This window comes from Pseudomonas sp. ATCC 13867, from assembly GCF_000349845.1.
Taxonomy (GTDB): Bacteria; Pseudomonadota; Gammaproteobacteria; order Pseudomonadales; family Pseudomonadaceae; genus Pseudomonas.
Genome location: NC_020829.1, coordinates 737,942 through 753,702 on the forward strand (window position 1 = coordinate 737,942; position 15,761 = coordinate 753,702).

The 15,761-nt window shown below is 66.7% G+C and carries 14 protein-coding genes; 8 read left to right on the forward strand and 6 right to left on the reverse strand.

Annotation, left to right across the window (positions count from 1 at the left end):
* The first annotated feature begins 118 nt into the window (after nucleotides 1–118).
* Entirely contained in the window at nucleotides 119–451 is a 333-nt protein-coding gene (locus tag H681_RS03445; RefSeq protein ID WP_015475440.1) for a DUF1820 family protein, read from the forward strand.
* Nucleotides 452–553: 102 nt separating this feature from the next.
* Here the strand turns inward: H681_RS03445 and H681_RS03450 are convergent, their stop codons facing one another.
* The 4 genes from H681_RS03450 to H681_RS03465 all read right to left on the reverse strand — a co-directional run bounded on the left by H681_RS03450 (nucleotide 554) and on the right by H681_RS03465 (nucleotide 4,089).
* Nucleotides 554–1,099 (reverse strand): tetratricopeptide repeat protein, encoded by a 546-nt coding sequence (locus tag H681_RS03450; RefSeq protein WP_015475441.1) that lies wholly within the window; start codon nucleotides 1,097–1,099, stop codon nucleotides 554–556.
* Nucleotides 1,100–1,315: 216 nt separating this feature from the next.
* Complete coding sequence (gene hemL / locus H681_RS03455) at nucleotides 1,316–2,602, reverse strand: glutamate-1-semialdehyde 2,1-aminomutase (RefSeq protein WP_015475442.1); 1,287 nt, start codon at nucleotides 2,600–2,602, stop codon at nucleotides 1,316–1,318.
* Between the two features lie 43 nt (nucleotides 2,603–2,645).
* Entirely contained in the window at nucleotides 2,646–3,275 is a 630-nt protein-coding gene (gene thiE / locus H681_RS03460) for a thiamine phosphate synthase (RefSeq protein ID WP_015475443.1), read from the reverse strand.
* Nucleotides 3,276–3,291: 16 nt separating this feature from the next.
* Nucleotides 3,292–4,089: a hydroxymethylpyrimidine/phosphomethylpyrimidine kinase gene (locus tag H681_RS03465; RefSeq protein ID WP_015475444.1), complete on the reverse strand. Its 798-nt coding sequence runs from the start codon at nucleotides 4,087–4,089 to the stop codon at nucleotides 3,292–3,294.
* A 210-nt stretch (nucleotides 4,090–4,299) separates the two neighbouring features.
* Between H681_RS03465 and H681_RS03470 the strand changes: the two genes are divergently transcribed.
* On the forward strand, nucleotides 4,300–6,690 hold the full coding sequence (locus H681_RS03470) for a hybrid sensor histidine kinase/response regulator (protein WP_015475445.1): 2,391 nt from the start codon (nucleotides 4,300–4,302) through the stop codon (nucleotides 6,688–6,690).
* A 171-nt stretch (nucleotides 6,691–6,861) separates the two neighbouring features.
* Here the strand turns inward: H681_RS03470 and H681_RS03475 are convergent, their stop codons facing one another.
* Nucleotides 6,862–7,881, reverse strand: a complete 1,020-nt coding sequence (locus H681_RS03475; RefSeq protein ID WP_015475446.1) for a branched-chain amino acid aminotransferase — start codon at nucleotides 7,879–7,881, stop codon at nucleotides 6,862–6,864.
* Between the two features lie 374 nt (nucleotides 7,882–8,255).
* Nucleotides 8,256–9,071, reverse strand: a complete 816-nt coding sequence (locus H681_RS03480) for an IclR family transcriptional regulator (protein ID WP_015475447.1) — start codon at nucleotides 9,069–9,071, stop codon at nucleotides 8,256–8,258.
* Between the two features lie 158 nt (nucleotides 9,072–9,229).
* Here H681_RS03480 and H681_RS03485 point away from each other — a divergent pair, with 158 nt between their 5' ends.
* The 6 genes from H681_RS03485 to H681_RS03510 all read left to right on the forward strand — a co-directional run bounded on the left by H681_RS03485 (nucleotide 9,230) and on the right by H681_RS03510 (nucleotide 15,757).
* Entirely contained in the window at nucleotides 9,230–9,616 is a 387-nt protein-coding gene (locus tag H681_RS03485; protein WP_015475448.1) for a Zn-ribbon domain-containing OB-fold protein, read from the forward strand.
* On the forward strand, nucleotides 9,613–10,764 hold the full coding sequence (locus H681_RS03490) for a thiolase (RefSeq protein WP_015475449.1): 1,152 nt from the start codon (nucleotides 9,613–9,615) through the stop codon (nucleotides 10,762–10,764). The genes H681_RS03485 and H681_RS03490 overlap by 4 nt, the downstream gene beginning before the upstream one ends.
* A gap of 127 nt (nucleotides 10,765–10,891) precedes the next feature.
* A complete protein-coding gene (locus tag H681_RS03495) occupies nucleotides 10,892–13,027 on the forward strand; it encodes an acetate--CoA ligase family protein (RefSeq protein WP_041711710.1) in 2,136 nt (711 codons plus the stop codon).
* A complete protein-coding gene (locus H681_RS03500; RefSeq protein WP_041712353.1) occupies nucleotides 13,011–13,892 on the forward strand; it encodes a MaoC/PaaZ C-terminal domain-containing protein in 882 nt (293 codons plus the stop codon). The genes H681_RS03495 and H681_RS03500 overlap by 17 nt, the downstream gene beginning before the upstream one ends.
* A gap of 39 nt (nucleotides 13,893–13,931) precedes the next feature.
* A complete protein-coding gene (locus H681_RS03505) occupies nucleotides 13,932–15,302 on the forward strand; it encodes an MFS transporter (RefSeq protein ID WP_015475452.1) in 1,371 nt (456 codons plus the stop codon).
* Nucleotides 15,299–15,757: a PaaI family thioesterase gene (locus H681_RS03510; RefSeq protein ID WP_015475453.1), complete on the forward strand. Its 459-nt coding sequence runs from the start codon at nucleotides 15,299–15,301 to the stop codon at nucleotides 15,755–15,757. The genes H681_RS03505 and H681_RS03510 overlap by 4 nt, the downstream gene beginning before the upstream one ends.
* Nucleotides 15,758–15,761: the final 4 nt, after the last annotated feature.

The window sequence follows — 15,761 nt, forward strand, 5'->3', positions numbered from 1 at the left end:
AAAAAATGACCGCGCATTATATGCCTCGACGCGGCTGTGTGCCACCGGTGGGTGCGTGGGGGTGGGCGCGCTTGTGCTATGCTGCGTGCCCATTTTGCAAGGCTGTCATCCTTCGTTCATGAGCAAGCGCGAGAACCCGATCTACAAGGTGGTCTTCCTCAACCAGGGCCAGGTGTACGAGATGTATGCCAAGCAGATCTACCAGAGTGACCTGTGGGGCTTCCTGGAGATCGAGGAGTTCGTCTTCGGCGAGCGCACCCAGGTGGTGGTCGATCCCAGCGAGGAGAAGCTCAAGGCGCAGTTCGACGGCGTCATCCGCAGCTTCGTGCCGTTGCACTCGATCATCCGCATCGATGAGGTGGAGCGCCTGGGCACCGCGAAGATCAGCGAGGCCAAGCCCAGCGGCAACGTGATGCCGTTCCCCATGCCGATGCCCGGCAAGGACAGCTGACGATTTTCGTAGGAGCGAGCTTGCTCGCGAACCGCCCAGCATCGAAGTCAGCCGAATAGTCTGTTCGCGAGCAAGCTCGCTCCTACAAAGAGCAGGCGTGATTCAGGGCAGCGGTGAGAACGGCGAGTTGCCGGCGGTCTGCAGTTCGATCAGGTAATTGCGGAAGATCTGCCCGAGCACCTTGGTGGCGATGTCCAGTTCATCCTTGTTCATCTGCTCGGCGACCAGGTCGGCGCTGTCCATCGCATCTTCGGCGCCGTTCACGGCGGCCATCTTCAGCACGATGTAGGCCTGTACGTTGTTGGCTTTCACGCCTTCGCCACGGAAGAACATGGTGCCCAGGCGCAGTTGCGCATTGGCGTGGCCTTGCAGCGAGGCTTTCTCGAACCAGTGCAGCGCGGCCTGGAAGTCGCGCGGGGCGCGCTCGCCGCTGTAGAAAAACTCACCCAGTTCGTACTGTGCTTCCGCATCACCGCCATTGGCCGCCTGCTGGCAGCTGGCGAGGGCCTGTTGCAACTGCTCGGGCACGGTGTTGAGGGTGCAGCGGCCGGTCGCCGGAATCAGCAGTGAGTTACCGCCCGCCTGGGTCAACAGGGGGAAGGCGAGCAACAGGCAACCCAGTAGCAGGGTACGACCGGTGCGGTACATGGGGAACAGCGGCCTCCAGAATCGGGGCGGGCAATGCCCGGCCAGCGAAATGCGCCGGCTTTCACATTATGAAATAAGCGAGCGCTTCCTTACAAAGTCTTTACCGTCTTTTCTGATTTTTCTGTTGTGGCGGCAAGAACAGTGGGGAAGGGCGTAACGCGGGAATAAAGGCTGGGTGGAGCGGAAGGCGCCCATTCGGGCGCCTTCGCAAGGGGCTTACTTGAGTGCGGCAAATGCGCGCTCGGCCGCATCCAGGGTCAGCTTCAGCTCGGTTTCGCCGTGGGCGATGGAGGTGAAGCCGGCTTCATATGCGCTGGGAGCAAGATAGACGCCGCCATCCAGCATCAGGTGGAAGAAGCGCTTGAAGCGCTCCACGTCGCTACCCATCACGTCCTCGAAGGTGACGATGTCGTCGGCACCGGTGAAGTACAGACCGAACATGGCGGCGCCCGCCTGGGTGGTCACGAAGGGGATGCCGGCCGCGTCGGCGCGTTCCTGCAGGCCCTGCAGCATCTTCGTGGTGTAGGCGGTCAGTTCGTCGTGGAAGCCGGGGCGGCTGATCAGGCGCAGGGTGGTCAGGCCGGCAGCCATGGCCAGCGGGTTGCCCGACAGGGTGCCGGCCTGGTAGACCGGGCCGAGCGGGGAAATCTGCTCCATGATCTCGCGCTTGCCGCCGAAGGCACCCACCGGCATGCCGCCGCCGATGATCTTGCCGAAGGTCGACAGGTCCGGCTTCACACCGTAGAACGCCTGGGCGCCGCCGAGGGCGACGCGGAAGCCGGTCATCACTTCGTCGAAGATCAGCACCACGCCGTGCTGGTCGCACAGGCGGCGCAGGCCTTCGAGGAAGCCCGGTGCCGGCGGCACGCAGTTCATGTTGCCGGCCACCGGCTCGACGATGATGCACGCCACTTCCTTGCCGACTTCGCCCAGGGTCTTCTCCACGGCGGCGATGTCGTTGAACGGCAGGGTCAGGGTGTGCTTGGCGAAGGCCGCCGGCACGCCGGGGGAGTTCGGCACGCCGAAGGTCAGGGCGCCGGAGCCGGCTTTCACCAGCAGGCTGTCGGAATGGCCGTGGTAGCAGCCTTCGAACTTGATGATGCTGTCGCGGCCGGTGTAGCCACGGGCCAGGCGGATGGCGCTCATGGTGGCTTCGGTGCCGGAGCTGACCATGCGCACCATGTCCATCGACGGCACCAGCGAGCAGACCAGGTCGGCCATTTCCACTTCCAGCGCGGTCGGTGCGCCGTAGGACAGGCCGTGGTCGAGCTGCTTGCGCACGGCGTCGAGAACGTCCGGGTGGCTGTGGCCGAGGATCATCGGGCCCCAGGAGCCGACGTAGTCGACGTAGCGCTTGTCATCCTCGTCCACCACGTAGGCGCCTTCCGCGTGCTTGAAGAACAGCGGGGTGCCGCCGACGCTCTTGAACGCGCGCACCGGCGAGTTCACGCCACCGGGGATGTGTTTCTGGGCATTGGCGAAAAGCGTTTCGGAACGGGACATGGGTGTACCTCGCGAAGCTGTCGGGTGCCGGGCGCGTGGGCGCTCAGCGGGTTTCGAAGAGTTGGCTGAAGGCGCGGGCGCGCTGTTCGACCTCGGCCGGGGAGTCGGCGGCGAACAGGGCGTGGATCACGGCGATCATGTCGGCACCACGGGCGATCAGCTCGGGCGCGTTGTCCAGGGTCACGCCGCCGATGGCCACCCGCGGCACGTTGAAGCGGGCCTTGGCCTGTTCCAGCAACTCGACGCTGGCGGCCGGGGCGCCCGGCTTGGTCTGGGAATTGAAGAAGCGACCGAAGGCGACGTAGCTGGCGCCTTCGGCGATGGCCTGCTCGGCCAGATCGAGGCTGGCGTGGCAGGTGCCGCCGATCACCGCGTCACGGCCGAGCAGGGCGCGGGCGGCGGCTAGCGAGCCGTCGGTCTGGCCCAGGTGCACGCTGACGCCCAGGCGCGCGGCCAGCTCGGCGTCGTCGTTGATCAACAGCGTGGCGCCGTAGCGCGCGCACAGTTCGCGCAGGGCCTCGGCTTCGCGCAGGCGGCGCGAGGCGTCGGTGGACTTGTCGCGGTACTGCAGCAGGCGTGCGCCGCCTTTCAGGGCGGCTTCGACGTAGGGCAGCAGGCGGCCGCCGTCGAGCAGCTGGCTGTCGGTGATGGCGTAGAGTCCGCGCAGTTTCATCAAGGCCTCGATCGGATCAGTTGCAGTAGTCCAGCGGCAGGCGGCGGGGCACGTACTGGCCGTGGCCAGGGGCTTCCGCGTCGCGCAAGGTGCGCCAGGTGTAGTCCAGGGCGCTGCGTACCGCGCCCACCAGTTCCTCGCCCAGGGCCAGGCGGCCGGCGAGGGTGCTCGCCAGGGTGCAGCCCGAGCCGTGGTAGCTGCCCGGCAGGCGCTGGCAGGTGAAGGTGTGGCGCTGGCCGTCGCGGGTGTAGAGGCGGTTGTGGACCTCGGACTCGTCGCCGTGGCCGCCGGTGATCAGCAAGGCCTGGATATACGGCAGTAGCTTCTCGGCGCATTCGTCCGCCGTGCCTTCGGGCAGTTCGGCGAGGATGCGTGCTTCAGGCAGGTTCGGTGTGGCGATGGCGGCGATCGGCAGCAGCCGCTCGCGCATGGCGTAGCCGACGTCGTCCTTGCCCAGCGAGCCGCCGCCACCGGCGCGCAGCACCGGGTCGCAGACCAGCGGGATGCCCGGCAGGGACTGCATGATCTCGACGACCGTATCGACCATCTGCACCGAGCCGAGCATGCCCAGCTTGACCGCAGCCACCGGCAGGTCGGCGATCACGGCGTTGGCCTGGGCCAGCACCCACTCGCGGTCGAGCACGCGGAAGTCGGAAACGTTGACGGTATCCTGAACGGTCAGCGCGGTGACGGTCGGCGCCGCGTGGCAGCCTTGGGCGATCAGGGCTTCGATATCGGCCTGCAGGCCGGCACCGCCACTGGGGTCGTGGCCGGACAGGCAGAGCACTACGGGACGGGAGGTTGGCGTTTTCATGGCGCGGGAGCTTATCACTAAACCGCCGCCGTGAGCTGACCGAGCGGTCCAATTCGCGTCGCCGGGGCAGGCCCTGGGCGGGCGGTCGAATGCCACGTGGCACAAGGCCTGTGCTAAAGTTCGCCGATTCCAACACGACGCCTCCACGGGCGCGCCAATACGGGAGATGGGGCTCCTCGGCGCGACTGTCCGGAGGTACTGCGGGGCACCATGCGGTACTGGCTGATCTTCCTGATCGTTTTCCTTCTCTCGCCAGTGGCGAGCGCTGTCAGCTTCGACGAGCACGTCGGGCAATTGCCCCTGGGGCGGGCAATGGATGTCTTCGAGGACGTGCGCGGCACCGCCGATATTTCGGAGATCAACTCTCCGGCGCTGGCCGCCAGCTTCCGCCGGCATGAACACGATGTGCTCAACGCCGGCTACTCGCGGTCGGTGTTCTGGCTGCGCCTGGACCTCGACTACCAGCCCCGGGCATCCCACGACCCTGCCAACTGGCTGCTGGAGCTGGGTTATCCGCCGCTGGACAAGCTCGACCTCTACCTGCCCGACGGCAAGGGCGGCTACCGCCTGGCCCAGCGCACCGGCGACACCCTGCCGTTCGACAGCCGGCCGATCCGCCAGAACAACTACCTGTTCGATCTCAAGCTGGAGCCGGGCAAGCCGCTGCGCGTGTACCTGCGCCTGGAAAGCCAGGGGTCGATCCAGGCGCCGCTGACCCTCTGGTCGCCCAAGGCCTATCTGGAAGAGCAGCCGGGCCGCATCTATGTGCTGGGCATCATCTATGGCGTGCTGCTGGTGATGCTGATCTACAACCTGTTCATCTTCCTCAGCGTCCGCGACACCAGCTACCTCTACTACATCCTTTATATCGCCTCGTTCGGCCTCTACCAGATCTCGGTCAACGGCGCCGGCATCGAGTACTTCTGGCCCAACAGCCCGTGGTGGGCGAATGCCGCCACGCCCTTCCTGATCGGCTCGGCGGGCCTGTTCGGTTGCCAGTTCGCCCGCAGCTTCCTGCACACCCGCGAGCACAGCCTGTGGATCGACCGTCTGCTGCTGGTGCTGATGGGCGTCGGCGCACTGGTGATGACCCTGGCGCTGACCGTCAGCTACGCCATCGCCCTGCGCCTGGCCACTTACCTGGCGCTGGCCTTCACCGTGGTGATCTTCACCGCCGGCATCCTCGCCTGGCTGCGCGGCATGCGCGTGGCGCGCTACTTCATCTTCGCCTGGAGCGCCTTCCTGCTCGGTGGCATCGCCAACACCCTGATGGTGCTGGGGTTCCTGCCCAACGTGTTCCTCACCATGTACGCCAGCCAGATCGGCTCGGCGCTGGAAGTGGGGCTGCTGTCGCTGGCGCTGGCCGATCGTATCAATGCGATGAAGGAAGAGCGTACGCGCATCCTCCAGGAAACCAGCCGCAAGCTGGAACAGCTCAACCTCGAACTGGCCGGCAGCAACCGCCTGAAGGACGAGTTCCTCGCCACCGTCACGCACGAGCTGCGCACGCCGATGAGCGGGGTAATCGGTTCGCTGGAGCTGATGCAGACGGTGCCGATGGACATCGAGCTGGCGCAGTACCACAAGACCGCCACCGGCTCGGCGCGCGACATGATGCGCATGGTCAACGACATCCTTGCGCTGATCGAGCTGCAGGCCGGCAAGCTCTATCCGCGCCGCGAACCGTTCAGCCTGCGCGGCCTGTGCGACGGCCTGCGCGCCCAGTACGCGCCGCGTGCCGAGGAACGGGGCCTGCGCTTCGTCCTGCAACTGGACGAGAGCCTGCCCGACACCCTCGAAGGCGACGCCGGCAAGCTGACCCAGGCATTGGGCTATCTGTTGGACAATGCCATCAAGTTCACCCACCACGGCGGCGTCAGCCTGCGCGTCAGTGGGGCGCCCAGTACCGAAGGACTGGCGCTGCGCCTGGAGATCAAGGACAGCGGCGTCGGCTTCGCCACACCGTCGGATGGTTCGCTCTACCAGCGTTTCTATCAGCTCGACGGCTCGCTGACCCGCGAGTACGGCGGCCTGGGCATCGGCCTTGCGCTGTGCCGCAAGCTGGTCGCGCTGCTGGGCGGCGAACTGTCCCACGAATCCATGCCGGGGCAGGGCAGTTGCTTCGCCCTGACCCTGCAGGTCGGCCAACCGGTGCAGAGCGTCGCGCCGCCGCCGCGCCGCGCGGGTGGTCAGGCATTGCGCGGCCCGGAGCAATGCACCGTGCTGGTGGTGGAAGACAACGCCATCAACCAACTGGTGATCCGCGGCATGTTGCTCAAGCTCGGTTATCGCGTGCGCACCGCCGACAACGGCGCCGAAGCCATCGAGCTGTTGCGCCGCGAGGCCGTCGACGCGGTGCTGCTCGACTGCCAGATGCCGGTGATGGATGGTTTTGCCACCTGCCGTGCCCTGCGCAGCCTGCCGCGCTGCGGCGACCTGCCGGTGCTGGCGATCACCGCCCACAGCCACAGCGGCGATCGCGAGCGCTGCCTGGCTGCCGGGATGAGCGACTACCTGGCCAAGCCGGTGAAGTTCGAGGAACTGCAGACGCTGCTGCATGACTGGCTGCTATGCCAGCCGGCGCTGCCCAGCCACGCTTGAGGCCTGGCTTTGTGTAAGAGTGGACTCCGTCCGCGATAGGCTCGCCCCGCGCGGGAAGCCATCGCGGACGGAGTCCGCTCCTGCGTGATCGGATGCCCCTCTGCCGGATAAAGAAAAACGCCGCGATACCTTTCGGTTTCGCGGCGCTTTGCCTTTGGCTGGCGGTCAGGCTCAGACCTTGACGACCCAGCCTTCCGGGCCTTCCACGTCGCCGGTCTGGATGCCGGTCAGCTCTTCATAGAGGCGACGGGTCACCGGGCCTACGTCTTCGCGGCTGTAGAACACGTGCAGCTTGTCCTGGTACTGGATGCCGCCGATCGGCGTGATCACCGCAGCGGTACCGCAGGCGCCGGCTTCCTTGAAGCGCGCCAGGTCGTTGATCTCCACGTCGCCCTCGATCACCTTCAGGCCCAGGCGCTGTTCGGCCAGTTGCATCAGCGACAGGCGGGTGATGCCCGGCAGCACCGAGCTGGAGCGCGGGGTGACGAACTCGTCGTCCTGGGTGATGGCGAAGAAGTTGGCCGAGCCCACTTCCTCGATGCGGCTGTGGGTGGCCGGGTCGAGGTAGATGCAGTCGGCGAAGCCTTCCTTCTTGGCCTGGGCGCCCGGCAGCAGGCTGGCGGCGTAGTTGCCGCCGACCTTGGCGGCGCCGGTGCCGTGGGGCGCGGCGCGGTCGTAGGTGGAAATCACGAAGTCATGGGGCTTCATGCCACCCTTGAAATAGGCGCCGACCGGGATGCAGAACACCGAGAAGATGAACTCCGGAGCCGGGCGCACGCCGATGTTTTCGCCCACGCCGATCACGAACGGACGCAGGTACAGGGCGCCGCCGGAACCGTAGGGCGGAATGAAGCGCTCGTTGGCGCGGACCACCTGCTTGCAGGCGTCGATGAACTGCTCCTCGGATACCTGCGGCATCAGTACGCGGGCACAGCTGCGGGCCATGCGCGCGGCGTTCTGGTCGGGGCGGAACAGGTTGATCGAGCCGTCCTTGCAGCGATAGGCCTTCAGGCCTTCGAAGCATTGCTGGCCGTAGTGCAGCGCCGTGGAGCCCTCGCTGATGTGCAGGGTGTTGTCCTCGGTCAGCTTGCCGTCGTCCCACAGACCATCGCGCCAATGGGAGATGTAGCGGAAATCGGTCTTGATGTAATCGAATCCGAGCGTGCCCCAATCGATGTCTTTCTGTTCCATGGTTGCCTCAATTCAATGGGATTACCTGCGGCTGCCGCGAGCCATGCAAGGTCGGCGAGCATCCGGGCAGAGGGTTTGGCGGGCTCTGGCGGCGGGCGCTGCCTGAATCGTCGAGGATTCGGGGCGCGGCGGGAACGGCGTTCTCCGCGGGATGGTCGCCGTCAGGACTCCATCAAGACTTGCCATGATACCGGCGATATTCGCGGCTGTGGGCCCCGGCCTGCGAATATCGCTGCCATCAGTCGCATCGAGAACAGGCTGGCCTGGGCGGCGACGAGTGGGGCTGTGCTGCCCGGTATCGCATCCTTTCCGATACTTCGGTTGAAACCATCCTTTAGTATGAATGTCATTTCTTATGGTGAATGAAGTGTCTGTCATTCATGCGGGGCGGTGGTGCTCTGCGGGAACAGCGAGCGGCTGATGAAACGAGCCGTTTCGTGCAGGCTGGCGCCGATATGCTCGAGCTTCTCGCGGTTGTGCTGGGCGCTGATGCCGATGCCGGAAATGATGAAGCGCGGCTGGCGATCGTGGTCGATGATCGCGCTGGCGGCCATGCTGACGCCGCGGTACAGGTGGTCCTGATCGATGGCCCAGCCGTGCTCCAGGGTGGCGGCGGCATCGCTGCGGTACTCCTCGAAACTTGGCGGGCTATCCCAGCGCACGCGGGTCAGGCGGCGGCGCAGTTCATCCTCGGGAAGGTTGCGCAGCCCGGCGATGCAGCGCCCGGCGGCGCCCACCAGTTCCGGCAGGCGCGAGCCGATGGCGACGTTGACGTGCGCCACGGCCGGCGCGGATACCGCGATCACGCGGATGTGTGCGTCGTCGGTGACCTGCCACAGGGTGATCAGGATGTGGTGGCTGGTGCTCAGGCGCTCCAGTTCCGGCTGGATCAGGTCGGCGTAGCTGCGGCCGATGAAGCTCACTGCCAGCTCCGACAGGCCCAGGCCCAGGCGGTAGGTCTTGGTCTCGTTGTCGAACGAGGTCAGCTGTTCGTTGCTCAGCGTGCGCAGGATGTTGAAGGTGGTGCTCGGGCTGATGCCGGTGGCGCGGGCAATGGCGGTCGCGCCCTCGGGGCCTTCGGCGTTGGCCAGGTGGCGGAGGATCTGGATGGCGTTCACCACGGCGCCGACATCCTTGGCGCTGCCGGTGCGTTTGTTATTGGCTTCTTCGGTGTTTTTTTTAGTTGGCATATTCTGTATTCTGATTGACATTCAGTATTGTGAATATATTCTGACCCTACGACGCCTGCAACGGCTTCCCTGAAGCTGGTTTGGCGTGGGCGGTAACGCACTTTGCAGCAAAGTCAGAACAAGAACAAAGGCAGAACAAGAACAAAGGAGAAACCTCAATGGTGGATTTCCCCGACCGCAACATGCCAGGGCCAGAGGCGCAGTACCTCGCCTTCCTCGCCCAGGGGCGCTTCATGTTGCAGCGCAGCGCCTCCACCGGCCGGCACGTGTTCTACCCGCGCACCCAGGTGCCCGGCAGCGGCGAAACGGACCTGGAATGGGTTTCCGCCAGTGGCCTGGGCACTCTTTATGCCCTGACCGTCAACCGTGCCCGCAGCGGTGACTACAACGTCGCCCTGGTCGACCTCGATGAAGGCGTGCGCATGATGTCCCGTATCGAAGGTCACCTCAGCCTGCCCATCGGCACTCGCCTCAAGGCGCGCATCGCCCAGCAGGACAGCGGCCCCGCCGTCGTCTTCGAGCCCCTGACGGAGGTACAGTCATGAGCCAGGTCCTGCGCGGCAAGACCGCCATCGTCGGCATCGGCAGCGCCGGTATCGGTGAGGCCCACGGCTACAGCGCCATGGAATTGCTCGGCCAGGCCTCGCTGAAGGCCATCGCCGATGCCGGGCTTGCGCTCTCGGACATCGACGCGGTGTTCTCGGCCACCAGTTCCCACGCCTTCCCGACCCTCTCGGTCTGCGAATACCTGGGCATCAAACCGAAATTCGTCGACGGCACCAACGTCGGCGGCTCCAGTTTCGAGCTGCACCTGCTGCAGGCGACCCTGGCCCTGGAGGCCGGCCTGTGTGACGCGGCGCTGATCTGCTACGGCTCCAACCAGCGCACCGCCGGCGGCAAGCTGGTGTCGATGAGCGAGCCGCAGTGGCACGAGACGCCCTACCAGCCGCGTCACCCGATCACCGCCTACGCCCTGGCCGCCAGTCGTCACATGCATCAATACGGCACCACCCGCGAGCACCTGGCCGAAGTGGCCGTTGCGGCGCGCGCTTGGGCCAACCTCAACCCCGAAGCCTTTGCCCGTGGCCCGCTGAGCATCGATGACGTGCTTGCCGCACGGATGGTCAGCGACCCGCTGAGCAAAGCCGATTGCTGCCTGGTCACCGATGGCGGCGGCGCCTGCGTGATGGTGCGCGCCGACCGCGCGCGCGACCTGCCCAAAGCACCGATCTATTTCCTCGGCGCCGCGGGTGCGCAATGGCACCGCTCCATCGTCGCCATGCCCGACCTCACCGTCACCGCCGCTTCCGAGAGCGGCCCGCGCGCCATGCGGATGGCCGGGGTGAAGCACTCGGACATCGACCTGGTGATGGTCTACGACGCTTTCACCATCAACACCCTCCTGTTCCTCGAAGACCTCGGCTTCTGCCCGAAGGGCGAGGGTGGCCGCTTCGTCCAGGGCGGGCGCATCGCCCCCGGCGGCGAGCTGGCGGTGAACACCAACGGCGGCGGGCTGTCCTGTGTGCATCCGGGTATGTACGGCATGTTCCTGATCATCGAAGCGGTCACCCAGCTGCGCCGCCAGGCCGGTGAACGCCAGTTGAAGAAGGCTGACGTGGCGCTGCTGCACGGCAATGGCGGCACCTTGTCCAGCCAGGTTACGGCACTGCTCGGCACCCAAGCGGTGCTCTGAAATCCCGTGCTCTGAAAACCAGGGCCGACGCTCCCGGTGGCTGCTGCCTGCAGCCTGCCGTGGACGTGTTCGCCCTCGCGCCGGCACACAAGCGCCCGGCACCCGCTACTTGTTCAGGTGGAACGTCATGTCAGTGAGTCACTTGCAACACACCGGTTTCTCCAGTCTCACCCCCCTGGTGCAGCCGCGCTCGGTCGCCGTGGTCGGCGCTTCCAGCGACCCGCACCGCATCGGCGGTCGCCCCATCGCCTACATGCTGCGCAACGGCTTCAGCGGTCGCATCCTGCCGGTGAACCCCAACCGCACCGAGATCCAGGGCCTGCCGGCCTACGCCAGCGTCGATGCGCTGCCCGAGGCGCCGGACGTGGCGATCATCGCGGTGCCGGCGCCGCAGGTGCTGGAGACCGTCCAGGCGCTGGGCCGCAAGGGCGCACGCAGCGCCATCGTGTTCTCCTCCGGCTTCAGCGAAGTCGGCGAGGAGGGCGTGGCCATGCAGGACGCCATCGTCGAAGCCGCCCGCGCGGCGAATATGCGCCTGCTGGGGCCGAACGCGCTGGGCGTGTTCAATGCCAACCTGGGTTACTACGCGTTCTTCTCCACCAGCCTGGAGCGCGGCATTCCGCTGGCCGGGCGGGTCGGCATCGCCACCCAGTCTGGCGCCTACGGCGCGCACCTGCTCGGCCTGTCGCGGCAGCGCGGCCTGGGCACGCCGATCTGCGTCGCCACCGGCAACGAGGCCGACGTCACCCTGGGTGATGCCATTGGCTGGCTGGTGGAATCGCCGGAGATCGACGTGGTGATGGCCTACGCCGAATCCATTCGCAACGTCGACAGCTTCCTCGCCGCCCTCGAAGCAGCCCATCGCGCCGGCAAGCCGGTGATCCTGCACAAGGTCGGGCGCAGCGAACTGGGCGGCCGCGCGGCCATGTCGCACACCGCTTCCCTGGCCGGCGACGACAAGGTGCTCGACGCGGTGCTGGCCGACTACGCCGTGGTTCGCGCTCGCACCACCGAGGAACTGGTGGACATCGCCTATCTCGCCACCCAGCGCATCTACCCGGTGAACAACAGCCTGGGGATGATCACCGTCAGCGGCGGCGCCGGCATTATCGTCAGCGACGCCGCCGAGGACTTCGGCCTGCCCATGCCGCCGATGCCCGAAGCGGCCCAGGCGCGCCTGAAGCAGCGCCTGTCCTATGCTTCGCCGCTCAACCCGGTGGACTGCACCGCCCAGGCGCTCAACGACCTGAGCCTGGTGCACGACTTCACCGAATCCATGGTGGTGGACGGTGGCTACCGTTCGCTGATCGCCTTCTTCACCCAGGCTGGTACCGCCGCGTCCATCGGCCCGCGCCTGGCCGAGCAGTTCGCGCGGATCAAGGTCGATCACCCGGACCGTCTGTTCGTGGTCTCGGTGATGGGCGAGGGCGAGGAGCTGGCGCCGTATCAGAAGGCCGGCTTCGCCCTGTTCGAGGACCCGACCCGCGCGGTGCGCGCCATCCAGGCCATGGGCCAGCTGGGCGAAGCCTTCGCCCGGCCGCTGCGCAGGATTCCCGTGGTTGGTGGCGTCGAATTGCCGGCCAGCACGCCCGGCGAGGCCGAAGCCAAACAACTGCTGGCGCGTGCCGGTATCGAATCGGCGCCCGAGCGCGTGCTGAAGAGCGCAGAGGATGCCGCCGCGTTCGCCGAGCAGATCGGCTTCCCGGTGGTGCTGAAAATCGCCTCGGCGGACATCCTGCACAAGTCGGAAATCGGTGGTGTGCTGCTCGACGTGGGCAGCACCCAGGCCGTGCGCGAGGGCTACGGTCTGTTGTTGCAACGTGCTGCCGAACACGCGCCGAACGCCCGCCTCGACGGCGTGCTGGTGGCGCGTCAGCTGCAGGGCGGTGTGGAATGTTTCATGGGCATCCAGCGCGACCCGCAGTTCGGACCGGTGGCAGTGTTTGGCCTCGGCGGCATCTTCGTCGAGGTACTCAAGGATGTGGTGTTCCGCCGCTGCCCGTTCGGCGTCGACGAAGCCGAACAGATGATCCGCAGCATCAAGGGCGCACCGCTGCTGCTGGGGGCCCGTGGTCGTCCGGTGACCGACATCAAGGCGCTGTCGCGGGTACTCGCGCAGCTCTCGCAATTCGCTGCCGAGGCCGGTCCGCGCCTGCGTTCGGTCGATCTCAACCCGGTCTTCGCCATGCCCGAGGGGCAGGGCGCCTGGGCCGCCGACGCGGTGCTGGAAGTGGAGGAGGTGACCCGTGGCGCTGAATCCTGAGCACCTGCTGAACTACCCGATTCCCGAAGTACGCCAGCGCTTCAGTCGCCGCGACAGCGCCTTCTACGCGCTGTCGGTGGGCCTCGGGGCGGACCCGATGGACGAGCACCAGTTGACCTTCGTCGACGCCAACCGCGACCTCCAGGCGCTGCCCTGCATGGCTGTGGTGCTCGGCCATCCCGGCTTCTGGCTGGGCAACCCGGACACCGATGTCGATGCCCTGCGCCTGGTCCACGGCGAGCAGAGCATCGAGTGGCTGAAACCGCTGCCGGTGGAAGGGGAAGTGATCGGCCGCACCCGTGTCACCGGGCTGGTCGACAAGGGCGCCGGCAAGGGCGCGCTGCTCTACAGCGAGAAGGTCGTCAGCGACGCGCAGAGCGGCGAGGTGCTGGCGATTGCCCGTGGCACCACCTTCCTGCGCGGTGACGGCGGCTTCGGCGGCGACAGCCAGTCGCTGAGTCAGCCGCACCGTCTGCCCGAGCAGGCGCCGGACCTGGTCATCGACCTGCCGACGCGCCCCGAACAGGCGCTGCACTACCGCCTGAACGGCGACGACAACCCGATCCACGCCAGTCCGGCGGCAGCCGCGCGCGGTGGATTCCCGCGGCCGATCCTGCACGGCCTGTGCACCCTCGGCGTGGCCTTCCATGCACTGCTGCGCGGCATTGCCGACTACCGCGCGGAGCGCTTCGCCCACCTGCAGGTGCGCTTCTCGGCACCGGTGTTCCCCGGCGAAACCCTGCGTACCGAAATCTGGAATGACGGCTCCTTCCGCACCCGCGTCGTCGAGCGCGACGTGGTGGTGCTGGACAACGGCCGCGTGAGCCTGACCCCGGACATTGGAGAACCAGCCGGGCGGGTCTAGCGCGACGACGACCTCAACCAACCTGCGAGAACAACAACAATGAACGCATCCGACAGCTTGGCCCAGAACGCCGCGATACCCCGGCGGACCCTGGTGATTGCCTTCTTCTTCTGCTTCCTGGGTCTGCTCGCCGACGGCGCTGACCTGATGTTCCTCGCCTACAGCCTGAACAGCCTCAAGGCCGAGTTCGGCCTGTCCAACTTCGAGGCTGGCTCGCTGGGCAGCATCACCCTGGCCGGCATGGCCATCGGCGGCATCTACGGCGGCTGGGCGTGCGACCGCTTCGGCCGGGTGCGCGTGGTGACCTGGACCATCCTGGTGTTCTCCGTGGGCACCGCGTTGCTGGGCATGGCTCACAACTTCTGGGCCTTCGCGCTGATCCGCTTCGTCTCCTCGCTGGGCCTGGGCTCGCTGTTCGTGGCCTGCAATATCCTGATGTCCGAGTTCGTCACCGCCAGGTACCGCACCACCATCCTGGCGACCATGCAGGCCGGCTGGACCGTGGGTTACCTGGTGGCGACCATCCTCGCCGGGCAGATCATCCCGGACTACGGCTGGCGCGCGCTGTTCTTCACCGCCATCGGCGCGGCGCTGATCTGCCTGGCGCTGCGGCCCTGGGTGCCGGAGTCGCCGTCCTGGCTGGCGGCCCGTGCGCAACGGGTGCAGCAGGCCGCCGGCAACCGCCAGCAGAGCGCGCCCAGCGGCGGCATGCGCCAGTTGTTGGGCGATCCATCGACGCGGCGCATGTTCCTGCTCTGGAGCATCACCTCGTGCTTCCTGCTGTTCGGCTACTACGGCACCAACAACTGGATGCCTTCGTACCTGGAAAGCGAGCTGGGCATGAACTTCAAGTCCATGACCGGCTACATGGTCGGCACCTACACCGCGATGATCCTCGGCAAGGTGCTCGCCGGCATCGCCTCGGACCGCTTCGGCCGCCGCGCCACCTTCGCCGCCGGCGCCATCGGCACCGCCATCTTCATGCCAGTGATCGTGTTCTGGCACACGCCGGACAACATTGTCTGGATCCTCGCACTGTTCGGCTTCATCTACGGCGTGCCGGTGGGCGTGCTGGCCACCTACATGACCGAGAGCTTCTCCACCCAGGTACGCGGCGCCGCCGTGGGCACCGCCTACAACCTCGGCCGCATCGGCGCGGCGGTGGCCCCGGCGGCCATCGGCCTGCTGGCTTCGCACGTGTCCATCGGCGCGGGCTTCCTGGTGATGGGCATCACCTACGTCATCACCGGCCTGGTTCCGGCGCTGATGATCCCCAACCGCCTGTATGACCCGAACCGCGAGGCGCGCAGCCCGCAAGCCGATGCCGCACCCGCAGCGCCTGCGCGTCCGGCGGTACAGGGCGTGGCTCGCCCGACGAGCCAGCCTGCCACGGAGGAAAGCGTTCGATGACCGATCTCACTGCCAGCCCCGCCGCTGCACCTGCTGAGAGTGGGCTGGAGACGTTCCCCAGCGGCCGCTTCACCTTCCAGGAGTTCCTCGGCCTGGAGCGCTGGATCGATGGCGACGTGGTGCGGGCGCGCCTGCGCCACCGCCCGGAGCTGATGAACTACATCGGCAGCTTCCACGGCGGCGTGCTGATGAGTGTGCTCGATGCCGCCATGGCCGGGGCCATTCGCGCGCAGATGCCGGGTTGTTCGATGGTCACCATCGACATGGCCACCCACTTCATGGGCAGCACCAGCGGCGAGATCAACGCTGTCGGCCGGGTGCTGCGGCGGACCCGCACGCTGTGCTTCTGCGTGGCGGAAATCTTCGATGAGGCCGGCGAGCTGGTTGCCAGCGCCACCGGCAGTTTCAAGTACCGGCCCGCCGCGGCCGGCACTGTTCAACCGACACGGGAATGACGAA